The 670-nt window shown below is 67.2% G+C and carries 2 protein-coding genes; one reads left to right on the top strand and one right to left on the bottom strand.

Annotation, left to right across the window (positions count from 1 at the left end; translation table 11 throughout):
* A partial coding sequence (locus DWV00_RS34310) for a hypothetical protein (protein ID WP_425452707.1) occupies window positions 1-333 on the top strand: 333 nt, incomplete at its 5' end.
* Between the two features lie 58 nt (window positions 334-391).
* Here DWV00_RS34310 and DWV00_RS34305 read toward each other — a convergent pair.
* A partial coding sequence (locus DWV00_RS34305) for a hypothetical protein (protein ID WP_220274659.1) occupies window positions 392-670 on the bottom strand: 279 nt, incomplete at its 5' end.

Raw genomic sequence — 670 nt, 5'->3', positions numbered from 1 at the left:
GCCGGTGTTTCCGTTGCCGTTTCCGCCGGTCCCGCTATTTCCGTTTCCGTTACCGTCGGAACTGTGGCCGCTGCCGGAGTTTCCGTTGCCGCTTCCACCGGATCCGCTATTTCCGTTTCCGTTGCCGCCGGTACTGTGACCGCTGCCGGAGTTTCCGTTGCCGCTTCCACCGGATCCGCTATTTCCGTTTCCGTTGCCGCCGGTACTGTGACCGCTGCCGGTGTTTCCGTTGCCGTTTCCGCCGGTCCCGCTATTTCCGTTTCCGTTACCGTCGGAACTGTGGCCGCTGCCGGAGTTTCCGTTGCCATTTCCACCGGATCCGCCATTGCCTGAGCCTGTCCCGCCGGAACCGTGTCCGCTGCCGGAGTTGCCGTTTCCACCGGATCCACCACTACCGCCGCAGCCACATCCGCCTCCGGAGCCACCGTGTCCGCCGCTTCCCGAGCCGCCAGAACCGGAGCCACCCGAGCCGGAACCACCAGAGCCGGAACCACCAGAGCCGGAGCCACCCGAGCCGGAGCCGCCAGAACCGGAGCCACCCGAGCCGGAGCCACCCGAGCCGGAGCCACCCGAGCCGGAGCCACCCGAACCGGAGCCACCCGAACCGGAACCACCCGAACCGGAACCACCCGAACCGGAACCACCCGAACCGGAACCACCCGAACCGGAA

It is taken from the genome of Trinickia dinghuensis (assembly GCF_003367175.1).
Taxonomy (GTDB): Bacteria; Pseudomonadota; Gammaproteobacteria; order Burkholderiales; family Burkholderiaceae; genus Trinickia; species Trinickia dinghuensis.
This window is presented reverse-complemented; position numbering and strand designations above follow the sequence as displayed.